Origin of the sequence: Halomonas sp. 3D7M, assembly GCF_014897885.1 — a bacterium.
Lineage (GTDB): Bacteria > Pseudomonadota > Gammaproteobacteria > Pseudomonadales > Halomonadaceae > Vreelandella.
Genome location: NZ_JABUZF010000176.1, coordinates 1 through 12,784 on the forward strand (window position 1 = coordinate 1; position 12,784 = coordinate 12,784).

Annotated in this window: 10 protein-coding genes; 6 read left to right on the forward strand and 4 right to left on the reverse strand. The window is 51.1% G+C overall.

Annotated features, from left to right (window positions below; genetic code table 11):
- From INT22_RS09765 to INT22_RS09785, 5 genes are all read left to right on the forward strand, one after another.
- Positions 1-776: GDP-mannose 4,6-dehydratase (locus INT22_RS09765; protein WP_193068157.1), on the forward strand; the 776-nt coding region annotated here is incomplete at its 5' end.
- A 509-nt stretch (positions 777-1,285) separates the two neighbouring features.
- Positions 1,286-4,942, forward strand: coding sequence for a DUF4214 domain-containing protein (locus INT22_RS09770; RefSeq protein WP_193068158.1), 3,657 nt, complete (start codon positions 1,286-1,288; stop codon positions 4,940-4,942).
- Between the two features lie 120 nt (positions 4,943-5,062).
- Positions 5,063-5,875: a SapC family protein gene (locus tag INT22_RS09775; protein WP_193060314.1), complete on the forward strand. Its 813-nt coding sequence runs from the start codon at positions 5,063-5,065 to the stop codon at positions 5,873-5,875.
- 35 nt (positions 5,876-5,910) lie between these two features.
- Positions 5,911-6,111, forward strand: a complete 201-nt coding sequence (locus INT22_RS09780) for a DUF6447 family protein (protein WP_193060313.1) — start codon at positions 5,911-5,913, stop codon at positions 6,109-6,111.
- Positions 6,112-6,187: 76 nt separating this feature from the next.
- Positions 6,188-7,180, forward strand: coding sequence for a DUF4214 domain-containing protein (locus INT22_RS09785; RefSeq protein ID WP_193060312.1), 993 nt, complete (start codon positions 6,188-6,190; stop codon positions 7,178-7,180).
- A gap of 90 nt (positions 7,181-7,270) precedes the next feature.
- On the opposite strand, the gene INT22_RS09790 is transcribed toward INT22_RS09785, so the two are convergent.
- The gene (locus INT22_RS09790) at positions 7,271-7,966 is read right to left on the reverse strand and encodes a SapC family protein (RefSeq protein ID WP_193060311.1); all 696 of its coding nucleotides are present in this window, start codon (positions 7,964-7,966) and stop codon (positions 7,271-7,273) included.
- Positions 7,967-8,004: 38 nt separating this feature from the next.
- Complete coding sequence (locus tag INT22_RS09795) at positions 8,005-9,117, reverse strand: hypothetical protein (protein ID WP_193068159.1); 1,113 nt, start codon at positions 9,115-9,117, stop codon at positions 8,005-8,007.
- Between the two features lie 173 nt (positions 9,118-9,290).
- Between INT22_RS09795 and INT22_RS09800 the strand changes: the two genes are divergently transcribed.
- On the forward strand, positions 9,291-10,868 hold the full coding sequence (locus tag INT22_RS09800) for a hypothetical protein (RefSeq protein ID WP_193060309.1): 1,578 nt from the start codon (positions 9,291-9,293) through the stop codon (positions 10,866-10,868).
- Positions 10,869-10,957: 89 nt separating this feature from the next.
- Here INT22_RS09800 and INT22_RS09805 read toward each other — a convergent pair whose 3' ends face one another.
- Together INT22_RS09805 and INT22_RS09810 are read right to left on the reverse strand one after the other, a co-directional pair.
- Positions 10,958-11,215, reverse strand: coding sequence for a helix-turn-helix domain-containing protein (locus INT22_RS09805; protein WP_226912571.1), 258 nt, complete (start codon positions 11,213-11,215; stop codon positions 10,958-10,960).
- Positions 11,216-11,314: 99 nt separating this feature from the next.
- Positions 11,315-12,019 (reverse strand): YagK/YfjJ domain-containing protein, encoded by a 705-nt coding sequence (locus tag INT22_RS09810; RefSeq protein WP_193060308.1) that lies wholly within the window; start codon positions 12,017-12,019, stop codon positions 11,315-11,317.
- Positions 12,020-12,784 lie beyond the last annotated feature (765 nt).

The window sequence follows — 12,784 nt, forward strand, 5'->3', positions numbered from 1 at the left end:
ACGCGATAGACCTTAACGATGCGGCTGCGCTCGCCGCGCTGGTCAACAGCGTAGCGCCACAACAGGTATACCACTTAGCGGCGCTGTCGTTTGTGGGCCACCCCACGCCGCTGGATTTTTACCACGTCAATGTGCTCGGCACCGAAAACCTGCTCAAAGCAGTCAGTGTACTGCCAGACCCGCCAAGGGTACTGTTGGCCAGCAGTGCCAATGTGTATGGGGCCAACGGCCAAGCGGTGATCAGTGAACAGGTGTCCCCAGCACCGGTGAACCACTACGCCAACTCCAAAATGGCTATGGAGCATATTGCTAACACCTACGCCGAACGCCTACCGCTAATGATTGCACGACCTTTCAACTACACCGGCCCAGGGCAAGCAGCGCACTTTTTAGTGCCTAAAATTGTGCAACACATACAGCAGCGGGCGAGTGTGATTGAGCTGGGCAATACCCACGTAAGCCGCGACTTTAGCGACGTACGCGACATAGCCAGCATTTACTGCCGGTTATTAACGGAATGGCCTGTTGAGGCCAAAAGCGGCAGCATTGTTAATGTGGGCAGTGGCAAGGCGGCGTCACTAAAAGACGTTATTCACCGACTGGAAATGTTGGCAAACCATACATTAACCATAGAAGTTAACCCGACGTTTGTTCGAAGCAATGAAATACCGGAGCTAAAGGCTTGTACTCAGCGTTTAAACGCCTGGTTGCCTAGTTTGAAACGCTATTCACTGGATCAAACGCTGGCCGACATGCTCGAAAAAGCACCTGATTGAAGGCTATGCAACGATGACATCATAAGGAAACGCTGTTTTTTATTGGCAATAGCCTTGATCTATGGCAAGCTTAAACCATGCTAAGTTAAAAGAATGAGCAAAGGGTAACCAACACCTCATTAGGTTATCTTAAAATGCAATCAATATGGAAAGCATTAGCGAAACGTTACAAAACGGGTAGAAGCAAAAATAGCAGAAACAGAATTGATAGAAATAATTCAAGTCTTGCCAAATCTTGCATTGCACCCGATGATGTTTTTTTACTAAGCTCAACCTATTGACTTACCTCAAGGGCTACGGGTAAAACGTAGCTGCGAAATGTTGTGACGGTATAAAGTGTTCGCCGATAATTCAGCGATGCCTAAACCGAAACGCAAGGGATGAGTGTCAGTGTTGATGGTTTTTCATCAGCCTGATCTCTGGAGCGAGGCCTCGCTCACGGCCGCGCTTGCCATACAGAGCTAAACGCGGCTAATGTCGATTCGACACTTAAACACGGAGTTACATCAATGGCTTTAACTACTACCCAAATTCAGCAGCTTTATACGGCTTATTTTAACCGTACAGCTGATCAAGAAGGGATCGATTACTGGCAGGAGCAGGGCGTTAGCGAATCTGAGCTGCGTACATACCTAGCCAATGACGATCAGCCTGAATACGTAGAACTCTACGGCGACCGTACTCGTGAAGAGCTGGTAACCGCTATCTACCAGAACATGTTCGGTCGTGAGCCAGAAGCAGAAGGCCTGGAATACTGGGTTAACGGTGACGGTGCTTCCGTACCGGCCAGCGAACTCCCGCAGCTGTTCATCTCTGCCGCTTCTGACGAAGACGCTGCAGCGTTCGATGAGAAAGTCGATGATCAGATGCCGACGCCGCCGGGTAGCGACGAAACTATTCGTCTGACTCAGCAAGCCGACAACCTGCAAGGCGCTGACGGTTCAGACACCACTTTCGAAGCACCGGTTACGCAAAACGAAACCGGTTCTGGCGAGTTAGCCAATACCTTTGAAACTGGCGACGTTCTTGACGGCGGTGCTGATAGCACCAACGTTCTGCGCGCTGACTTGATTGCATCAGGTTCCATTTCTGACAACTGGGCACCAGCGATTTCTGCTGAGACCACTAACATCCAAGAAGTTTACCTGCGTGCACAAGCTACTCGTGTAGACCAAGGTGCTTCCAACACTACCTTCGGCGCTACTGTAGACGCTGAGAAAATGGCTGGTGTTGAACAGTGGTGGACAGATAACAGCCGTGCCGATATCCGCATCGAAGATATCCGCACCGCTACCGACGAAACCACCTTCGGTATGCGCGAAACCGATCCGGAAGTTGGCTATGAAGCTTACTTCAACCCGCTGTTCCTGGAAGGTGATGTCAGCTCTGACTCTGAACTGAGCATCGTCATTCAGGAAATCGATGGCGACCAAGTGCTGGCCGCTAACGAGCTGCAAAACATCACCGTTCGTGAAGTTAATTTCACTGTTGGTGGTGAAGACGTAACCTTGTCTAATGACCAGATCTCTGCTGCTAACACCTGGGCTGAGCTTGAAGCTGCCATTGCTGCTGAAATCGAAGCGCAAAACCTTGAAGGTCTTAGCGTTTCTCACACTGGTAACGGCCAGTTCGTGATCGACGATGAGCAAGGTCGTCCGTTCGAAATCGTTGAAGGCGAAGCGCTGATTTTCGGTGCGACAGCTGATATCGACGTACGTAACCGCGTTGAAGTGGGTCGTTTAGAGCAGGAAGGCCCGACTCAAACCACGCTGGTACTTGACGGTGCCGGTAACGGTTCACGTGGTGGCGACGTTAACATCGCAGCTATGTCCGGCGACCGTGGCATCGAAGTAATGGATGTTCTGGTTGATCGTGACAGCCACATCAAGAGCCTGCGTTCTGAAAACAACCCTAATTCAGTACAAGACTCTTTCTCTGCTGAACAGCAGTTGGAAGAAGTTAACCTGACCCACGTCGCAGAAGGCGCACAGGGTACTTTCCAGGTTGGCGCACGTACAGTTGACGAGAAAGGTGTTTCCACTACTATCGACGATCGTCTTTCTGTAGACGTTGACGAAGATGGTCAAGGCGACAGCGGTCTGCGTGACGTTCGTGTATTCAACGCCACTGGCTACAGCTCTGAAATCAAGCTGGCTGCCGAACTGTCAATTGACGTATTTGACAAGTACCTGGCTGGTGCAGAAGAGACTGTTCAGTTCAGCTACCTGCTGGGCGACGCGGGCAACAACCTAAGCCTGACCGTTGACAACCAAGTAGCTTCCGACCCTGATTTCGCTCTTGAAATCATCGGTGGTGACAGCAGCGATCGCGTCAACCTGACTGATCTGGCTGTGAAGAACTCTACTACCGTTGATCTGGAAGGTGGCGAAGAGAACACCGTTGAAGTTAGCACCACCACTGGTGCTACCGCTGATGAATTCGGCAACTTCACTCGCGCACCTGGCGATATTAAATTCACTGCTGCGCAAACTGCCTTTGGTGAGTTCGTTAACGTTGATCGTTTAGTTGTTGCAGACGACAATAACACTCGCCAGAACATCGTTACCGGCAACATGACCGCTATCGATGGCAAGGAAATTGTTATTGCAACAGACTTGGCTTCTGATGTAGCTGGCAATCCCATTGCTGAAACTGGTGTTAACACCGATATCGTTCAGGCGCGTATTGACACAGACCTGACCGTCTCTGGTAAGAATCAGACCCTGGGTTCACTCAACAACAACAATGACCAGTTCATTGGCGTTGTCGACGTGATCAACACCCGTCCGATCCCGACCCAGAACAACCTGGAAGTGCTGCTTGACAACACTGCCCGTTTGGATGGCGAACTGACTGTTGAAGCATTCAACGTCAGCACTGAAGGTGCAGGTACCAGCGCGGTTCGTGAGCTGGATCTGACTTCTGGTGGTCGTCGTAACACTGAAAACCTGGTACAAAGCGCTGCTTTGGCTGGCGTTAACAAAGTTGACCTAGACGGCACACAGAACCTTGACCTGCACATTGCAAACATGGGCTCTGGCGCTTCTGTTGTTGACGGCTCTGACCTGGGCGGCGACCTGGATCTGGCTATGAACGCTGGTATCCTGAACGGCGCAACTGACGTCATTACCGGTACTGCTGCAGAAACCGACACCCTGGCTGTGTACGGTGGTGATGCACAGGCAACTGTTACTGGTTTTGAAACCATTCAGTTGGGTCTGGCTGTAAACAACCAGTTCAACGGCGCGTTTACTGGCTTCTCTGGTGAATTCAACGCCGCTGCGGTATCCGGTGTTGAGCAGTACAACATTGCAGCCCTAAGCGGTGCAGCTGAGTTGATCAACCTGTCTGGTTCTGAGGTTGTAAACGTTGCAGCGAATGGCACTGACGCAAACCTGACGTTTATCGCTTCTGACCGTGCTAACGGTAACGAAATCTCCGTTAACTTCGCAGGCGATTACACCAGCGAGCTGTCTGTTCAAGACTACCGCACAGTTACACTGGGTCTAGCTGCAGAGACCGATTACGACTTTGATCTGGATCTGGAAACTGCTGACGGCACCAACGCAGGTACTACTTACGCCCGCACACTTGAAATTGTTGGTGGCGGTGTAGATGCGAATGGTGATGTTACCACTACGCTGAATATTGGCGATCTTGACACTGCTCTGAGCACTGTTGACCTGTCAGGCTTCGAAGGTAACCTGCTTAATGCACAGTGGGCCGCAGAAACTGGCACCAACGGTACGATTGTTGCTAACGCATACAACTTTAGCTTCAACGTTGGCGGTGATGGTTCGAGCTCTGAGTTCATCTCTAGCTTCGACTTCAATGCCGACGCTGATGAAGCTGGTGTGGTTTGGGAGATCACTAACTTCCAAGTGTTTGACAACGTAGACGTTACGCTGTCTAACCAGTCTATCATCGACCTTCGTGACCTGGGTGTTGATAGCGCAGCAGACATCGTTGTTGAAGATGCTAATGCCTTCTTCACAGCGCTGGATGGCGATGCACAGCAAGCTTACATCGACCAAGGTTACTCAGCAGCAGACTTTGCAGCTGGTGACACTGTTGTAACTTCAAGCGAAGGTCTGGACTTCACCATTCTGTTGAACGGTGTTGCCTCTACAGACCTCGTAAATGAAAACTTTGCAGGTATTGCATAAGCTGCCTTTGGCAACTTATTGACTGCACTGTAGTCGTACTAAGGCCATCCTTCGGGGTGGCCTTTTTATTTGGCGGCTGGTTTAATGCTGCCGAGAGCAAATATTTCTCAAGGAGAGACCATGTTTCGTCAGTTAACCCCGCTACAACCTCGCGAACATCAGCAGTTGCGCTTTAATCCCCGCCAGCCTTACGATTTTGCAAAGGAGCAAATGCTGATTCCGGTGGTCGCAGCGGAAACGGCGCGTATCGCCCGTGAAATGCCTATCGTCTTTCCGCTAAGTGGTGGCCTGCCCCAGGCGCTGGTAGGCGTTAACCACGGTCAAAATATGCATGTTAAAGAGGACACTGGCCACTGGATTGGTCGCTATATACCTGCCCATATTCGCCGCTACCCCTTTATGCTGGCAGCTGTGCCAGGCACTGAGGGCTCAGGCAGTGAACAGCAGTATGTTATTCAGTTTGATGCCGAAGCGAGCCATCTGGAACGCCCCGATGGCCTGGCCCTGTTTGATGATCAGGGGCATGCTACCGAAACACTCCAGCAAATCCAGAAGGTGCTGACCAACCTGGAGCGGGAAAATCACCGCACTCTAGGTCTAGTGGCTGAGTTAGAAGCAGCAGGCTTGCTGGCCGAGCGGCAAATCTATGTGGGCGAAGAAGGTAAGGGTGGCAAGCGTTTAGCCGGTATTCGTTTGGTGGATGAAAAAGCCTTAGCCGCACTGGATGGTGATACGTTGGCTAAGTTACGAACCAGCGGTGCCTTGGCCCTGGTATACGCGCACCTGCTTTCGCTGAACAACCTGCGCGATGGCCTGCTGGCCCAGATGACCCGCGCCGACCACGCCGACAGCGCGGCCGACCAGCAGCCCATGTCGCTGGATCAACTCTTCGAAGAAGGCGATGACGACTTCTCCTTCGATTTCGATAGCTAACCCAAAACACCACTCAAACCCAATAGGAGCTTTCCATGGCTGAACAACAGAAAACCATCACCATCGATAACCGCGAATACGGCGTTAACGACCTTTCCGAAAGTGCCCGTAACCAGGTGGTCAACCTGCGCGTCACCGATGAAGAAATCCGCCGCCTGCAACACCAGCTCGCCATCGCCCAAACCGCCCGCACGGCCTACGCCAATGCGCTAAAGGCAGAACTTCCCAAGAAGTAAGATGGCCGCTGCTTAGATGTTAAAACGCCGCCTTTTGTGCGGCGTTTTGTACGTAATATCTAAAAGGAAGTTTTAGATGGATTCTCAAGGGCTGTTTCAGGCAGTAACAACCGGTACCTATCGGTCATCGCTCTATGAAAAGTATTACGCAATAGAAACAAAAGCGGATGGGCCGGTGCTTTTTAGGTCATCCTACTCCTATCCTGATATTTACGATGAGGCCTTTAATCTTATCGGCAAAATGGACTCGAATATCGTTTATCTCAAGAGCGGTAAATACCATTTTCACACTCAGTTCGGTAGCCCAAGAAATGCGGAAGTGAGTATTTACCTTCCTGGCGACGAATCTTTCAACTCCTTGCAAGCGGTCACACAGGGGAGTTATGAAGTTAGTGGCTACACAAACTTTAATAGTATTACCACCTATCAAAGTGGCCATATCTTCATTAGCGCTACCGGCGATAGTGCAACATACAAAATTTATGATAAGCAGCTTAATTTAGTCACTGATGGGTATGGTAGCAGTGGGCCGCTATACCTGGAGGCTGGCGAGTATGTGTTGTACACCACTTTCAACGGGAGCAACAAAGGATTAAGTGTCGATATTCCCGATCACCTTTTGTATGACACTACTGACAGTGGAGCAGAGAACAGTCCAGTGGACGAAAACGGTAATGCGGTAGACATCACTCAAAATACCGTTGAAAATATCGCCCTGATTTACGAAGCGGCGCTCAACCGCCAGCCTGATGAAAGCGGCTTGAACTACTGGATTGGGGTGGCGCAACAAGGCCAAAGCACCATCGATATTTCCGGATTCTTTATCCAATCTGATGAGTTTTTGACGAACTTCGGCGCGCCTAGCAATAACGACTTCATTGATCGCATGTACCTGAACGTACTAGACCGCAATGCCGATGCCGCTGGTAAAACCTATTGGCTTGACCAAATGGCCACCGGGCTAACGCAAGTCGAGGTGCTGAACTATTTCGCCGTTTCCCAGGAAAATATCGACAATGCCGTGTGGTTGTCAGGGTTAGCAGAGACCGATAGCGGCTGGGTGATTTAACGAGGTCTCACTCTGTCAGGCCCCCTAGAAGGGGCCTATATACTTTATTCTTCAAAAAGCGCTAATACGGCATAAAAGCGGCTACTGCCGCTACCCTAGCTTGGCCGTGGGGGATTCCTCTGTCCATGGTGTCCATGTCGAGGCTTTAGAGCGCCCCAGCGACTGTTGGGAGTCATTGATGGCGTGTGCCATCATCAATAGGCGGCAGTGCATAGGGTCATCAGATGCTCCAATGCGTGTTTGTAGATGATCCATGTCAATGCGATATACGCACCAACAATGGCCAGAATGTGTGATGGTGTCCGGTAGCAAGACACGCAGTTGGTGAAGTTGCCAGACCAGCTGCTGTGTGACTAAGGTTTCTTGTTGTGCTTCGCGTAAGCCACTGAGTGTGCTTTGTAAATAATCACTGGCTTGGCCATCGGGTTCGAAAAGCCGGTGACCCGTCATATCTCCCCAATGCGGCGCATAAGGGTCGCCCCATAACACGCTGCCTAGTTGACCACAGCCATCGGCATCAAGCCCGACCACATGCTGCGTGAGCGAGAACGGATAGTGTTTCCAAAGCCGAGGCGTATGATCACCAAACGGGTTACCTTGCCCCGGTTGGAGAAGGGCGAGTGGTAGCGTCTCTGGGCCAGTAGGCAGCACGATGGGAATGCCCTGGTTGGCGAGCGGGGTAATGTCTGCCAACACTAGGCTTACACACGCCTGCTGCGCAGCGAATAAGCGGTTATCACGCGGAGTAATGCGCTGTGCGTAGAAGGCGTCGCGGGTAATGATCATCAAATGCTCCGTGCCCCAGGTGTGGGCAGTTGAGGGGGTTAGGAAGAAACCGGTAGTTGCCCGCGCCCAAGCCGCGGATAGCCAGCGGGAAACTCAAGATAGGTCAAGCGATCCACCTGGAGCAGGGCGTTAACCATACGCTTGAGTTCTTGAAAACGCGGTTCAAACGAGGCGTGCTGTCGGTCAAGTAATACCGTGGTGCGATTTTCTTTTTGGTTAGGGAGACACAGCCATTTAGGTGAAAACCGTTGACGTGTGACTGGCCCGTCCAACAGATCCACACACGCTCCCTCTCCTTGGGTAATCTGTTCTATCCATAACTGACAAATCTGTTCTTTAAGGTCAGGCGTTATGCTAAACACCTCCGGGTCAAAAAATAAAAAGAAATGAAAAAGATAGGGATAGCTGCTGTTTCCATCACGTTTCCAAATATACCCCTTCAGTCCTTTGAATAAGGGCGAGTGTCGTCTTTTCTGCACAAACTGCTTGAAATGCGCATCTGCTCCGTAAAAGTCCAATGGAGGCTGTTGATGACGACTCGCCATCGGAGTGTAAGTAAGCCCAATGTATAACACCTCTAAAGCGGCATGCTGATGAACCAAACTATCTAAATAGTGCGTGTATGATTTCGTGCTTTTGTAAAGTGCTTTACGAGCTGCCTGCATCTGTCGCTGGTTGTCAGCGTGTTTTGTCACCTCTTGCAGTTCAGAAAAGCAGCATTTGACGTCCTTATAGAGATCGAAGAAGTAGCCGTTCTGAACGTCAAGGTGCTGTGTGTCAGAGGACGTTATGCCGTACTTTTCCAGCAGTGGGCGGAAGATATTCCAGTAGCGTGTCACGCTATGATCAAAGCGCCTTATTTGCCCTTTATCCTGGGTACGATATTCCTCGATCAGAAGAATGTCTTGGATAACCAGGGCCGGTCCAAGAATAGCTGATACGGGTAATACATAAGACGGGTGGTCTGGTGAAAAGGGGGCAGCCTTGGTTGGCAGTTGATCTACCATCGCACCGGCATAACCTTCCCACGTTCGATAACTCAGTATTCTTTTTATTTCGTCATCTGCTTTCAACAGAGGAAGAAGTGCGCCCTGTACATCGACAAGAGTACCTTTCCAGGTAGGGGTGCTTGCTGTCTTCAGAGCAAGCACGGGTCGTAGAAGCCAATACTCCAACAGCGCTAGAGCGTCGGGCGCTATCGCAGGGTTCGGTGATCTAGCCATTGCCGTCATCTTCAAGTCGGGGGTATGATCTGAATGTTAGATGAGTTTTATCATCATCGTCAAGCCCAGCCCATTCCCCACGTCTCTTAAAGGAGTCTTTTATGACCCGTGCTACATTTCCTCTCTCTCAAGAAGGCACCTATTTATCCCATTCGACAGGGATGAACATGCCCATTACGCCTCCGCAAAATGCCAAGCAAGGGAGGCCAGTGAGGCCGTGTAATGCGAATATGCTTCGTCAATTGATTCGCGATCATTACCAGTTAGTTATGGATATGAATGGGGTGTATTACCTGATGCCGTTTGCTTTGGGCGGTTCGCTCTTGATGGAGCCAGAGTTGATAGGATCTGAGCTCAAGCGTTGGGCGGCTGACTTTCTCAACCGTGATGTATCCAATACACAAATTAGCAATGCGCTGGATATTCTGCGTAGTGAGCCTGCTGAACGTAGGCACGTCGCCCATGGTCGTACATGGTTGGGTGAGCAAGGTGAGCGATACATTGATTTAGACGGTCATTATTCTGTCTGGGAGCGGGGGCAAGAAAGCCGATTCTATACGTCAACACTTCAGCCTCATTGGAGGCCCGCCAACTGTTGTCCATATTCCACCGGGGGTGTTCAAGGCGCTCACGCGTTTGACGTTAGGAACATTCAGTATATTGAAAAACATTTACCGCTACCGTTAAATCGGGAGTGGTTAATCTACGCCTATATGGTGCTAGCACTGATGCCTGAACGTCAGATGCTGGCATTAGAAATCACCGGTGTGTCTCATCAAGGTAAAACACGGTGGTTAACGGCCCTCAAACAATGGCTTGATCCATGCATTCGCGATGATGTGAACCATCAGCCGCCAAGTAAAGTGAGCGATTTGGATGCCTTGGCATGGCATCACCATGTGTTGGTATTGAATGGCGTGGAGAAGCCGCTTTCGACGGCTGTTCAGCGACGCTTGCTGGGTTTTCTGAACGGTACGACCCTTGCTTGGAAGAAAAAAGGGTCTTCTTCTCACCTTCGTACAAAGCGTATGCCCCTCATCAGTGCTGATGAACCCGTCGTTACCGATCCAGCGCTGGTGGAGCGTACACTCAGTATTGAGTTGCCTTTGCGGTCACCACCTGCTAGTAAATCTGCACCGTCTGACATCGACCCCAATATAGGACGATTGCTCATCCCCAATGATCTATCGATGGTACAAGCGGCGTTATTTGAATTGCTTGGCCAAGCGCATGCCCACATAGATACCACCTTCCTAGATCGTCATGTTCCTGATGGGTGGCAAGACTTCTGCAAAGTAGGGATGATTGTTTCCCGGGCGGTGGCCGGGACGGATGAGGCCTTCTGGGCACAATACGAAGACTATCGCAACGAGCGTGCCCGAGAGTTGATAGAACAAGACCCTGTGGCAATGGCGGTGGAACGCTTTTTTGATGAATCGGGGCAGCGAGAGGCAGTGGAGTACCCGGCGGGGGAATGGTTAACGCTCTTATCACCCTATCGAGAGCAGGACGTGGCGGAACGTGATTGGCCTGCCAATGCCCGAGCGATGGGGGCGGCCCTTAAACGAGCTGCGTCGCTGCTTAATGCGCAAGGGTATCGGTGTTTAGACAATGGCAAGCGTGGAAGCACTTACCGTTGGGAAATCGCCCCCATCAGCATTGCCCGTCGACACGTCTAACGCGTCTTACTTACGACATCACGACATCGTGATCCACGGTTTCTCCATATTGGCCCTGAAAAAGGGCCTTTTTTGTGGTTTTTAATCAATCAATGTCGTGATGTCGTCATGTGTAAGTACCCCCGCAGCAGGGTGACGGCGGCACCCGAAGGGCAGCGCCGCCCCTGTTCCCACTCCTGATACGTCCGCACGCTAATCCCTAATTGCTGGGCCAGCTCGGCCTGAGTTAGTCCTTGATGCTGTCGGCATGCCTGCACGTCTGCCATCAATTGGACATGCGTCATGCTAGTGAGCGGTAGGTGTGTGAGCGGGTAGATGGGTTGCGCTTTTGTCGAAAATGAGGCCATTGCTTACTCCATAAGAAGGCGATGGGCCGTTCCGTCATGGACGGCCCCATACCATGGCGTACATCGTTCCCTGTCGATGCACTTATCTTCACCCAGGTACTATCCATGACTGTATAAGATGGCCCGATGACCTTGGCCGTAAGCCTTGCTGAAGAGCTTGCACAGGTAGCTACCGCGTAAAAATAGGGCAGGCAGTGCCGCGTAGTCGTTGTTGGCTTCCAGGTAGTAATGGCTGAGTAAAGGGGCATGCCACACTTCTTGCTCTGTTGGATGGCCCCTGGACAGCTGAACACAAGGTTTGGCGATCTCCGTCGGAATCCCCAAGGCACTAGCCCACGCTTCCGAGAGCATGTTGAACAGGTTGCGGCCTTCGTAATCCACGGTGCCTGGCGTGTGGTAGGCATGCAGATTAAAAAACAGCAGCAGGTGGAAGTGGGGTGCGCCGTCTTGGCTTTGTTCTCGGGCAATCACATAGCGAATGCGGCAGTGATGTGGGCTTCCTCGACGTTGGCGATCATAATTTACCTTTGCTTGGAAGGAGGCCATACAGCGTTTGATCGGGGCGTTGGAGTGGCCATCGTGGGGCAAGGTCACGCCGTGGGGGAGGGTGAGATCAAAGCGGCAGGCCATCACCCGTTTACTCTCGCTAATGGCGTTCCACGTTACGCGGTAAAGGATATCTAAATACTCTTTTGCTAAAGGCCCCCGGTGGGTGAGTACCGGTAACTCGGTGCCAGGCGCGGGCCAATACGTCGAGGAGGTGATCGGCGTTAGATTGCGGTTAATACACGGCGTCGCGGTCATACATCATCTCATGGAAGTAAGTGAGTCAAAGGAGCGCCTTTTCACTACGCTGAAAACGGCAAGGTCTGGTGACCGTGTCTAGGTCAGTACACGGGTCATGTAGATACGGCACGGCGTGTAAACCTACGACGGTGGTGAAGTGACGCTAACGGGTAGGTATCAACCCAGGAATGAAGGTAAGGACTGATTCAGATGATGGACTGATTAAGCGGTGTTGGTTGAGCACTGTGTTGGCGTTAGTGATCGTCGTTTGTTTCATTACGATCATAAGCCTAATGGGAGTGTTGAGAGCGATTGATGACGTTTTATAGGTGAGGGCTTTAGTGACTGATCAGTCGTTAAATGTTGGTCGTGTTTCAGGATTGATCCTTTGGGAAGGATGATAACAGTTGGTATATTGAGTAAGTAATACTAACGTATCCTAAAGCTGTGTTATTGAATACGGCACTGCAGACCCTCTTAGTTGAATAAAAGCCGCTTGTTTATCATTAAAACGACTCTTGGTAGTTACTCTGACGTTAAATGCACATCCCCCATGTGATAGCGCGGGAAAATCCCGCGTTGTGTTGTCCATAAGATACTCCGGCAGCGACGTAACATGCTCTTTGTGAAGCGGCATGCGATTGAACCAAAACTCAGCCCCACACTACTCCTGTGAAGCCAAGACACTGGGTCTTGGTCTGACCCTTCAGCAGGAGAGGCGTATGTCCATTCCTTGTCCTCGCTGCGCATCGACGCAGCTCATCCCCCGCCAACGTGGTCGCC

Bases quoted from the DNA above. Each gene is read 5' to 3' on its own strand.
- INT22_RS09805 (WP_226912571.1), bottom strand. From the start codon at position 11,215: ATGGCCTCATTTTCGACAAAAGCGCAACCCATCTACCCGCTCACACAC.
- INT22_RS09780 (WP_193060313.1), top strand. From the start codon at position 5,911: ATGGCTGAACAACAGAAAACCATCACCATCGATAACCGCGAATACGGC.
- INT22_RS09770 (WP_193068158.1), top strand. From the start codon at position 1,286: ATGGCTTTAACTACTACCCAAATTCAGCAGCTTTATACGGCTTATTTT.
- INT22_RS09785 (WP_193060312.1), top strand. From the start codon at position 6,188: ATGGATTCTCAAGGGCTGTTTCAGGCAGTAACAACCGGTACCTATCGG.
- INT22_RS09800 (WP_193060309.1), top strand. From the start codon at position 9,291: ATGACCCGTGCTACATTTCCTCTCTCTCAAGAAGGCACCTATTTATCC.
- INT22_RS09775 (WP_193060314.1), top strand. From the start codon at position 5,063: ATGTTTCGTCAGTTAACCCCGCTACAACCTCGCGAACATCAGCAGTTG.
- INT22_RS09810 (WP_193060308.1), bottom strand. From the start codon at position 12,019: ATGACCGCGACGCCGTGTATTAACCGCAATCTAACGCCGATCACCTCC.
- INT22_RS09790 (WP_193060311.1), bottom strand. From the start codon at position 7,966: ATGATCATTACCCGCGACGCCTTCTACGCACAGCGCATTACTCCGCGT.